The sequence below is a fragment of the Micromonospora sp. DSM 43699 genome (genome assembly GCF_055517075.1).
Genome location: NZ_JBTMMT010000297.1, coordinates 1 through 236, shown reverse-complemented (window position 1 = coordinate 236; position 236 = coordinate 1). Strand labels below are relative to the sequence as shown.

At 69.9% G+C, this 236-nt stretch carries 1 protein-coding gene; it reads left to right on the top strand.

Annotated elements, in window-relative coordinates; translation table 11 throughout:
* Nucleotides 1-42 precede the first annotated feature (42 nt).
* The coding region (locus AC0AIB_RS31695) for a hypothetical protein (RefSeq protein WP_465098153.1) at nt 43-236 on the top strand (194 nt) is incomplete at its 3' end.

Below are 236 nucleotides of genomic sequence, written 5' to 3'. Positions count from 1 at the left end.
CGTGCCTTGAGCGCCCTGCGTGCCTACGTCACCTTGCGCACCTTGTGCACCCTGAGGACCCTGGACACCCGACGCACCGGTAGCACCCTGCGCACCCTGGAAGCCCTGCGCGCCCTGCGCACCGGTCGCACCCTGCGTGCCTTGAGCGCCCTGCGTGCCTACGTCACCTTGCGCACCTTGTGCACCCTGAGGACCCTGGACACCCGACGCACCGGTAGCACCCTGCGCACCCTGGA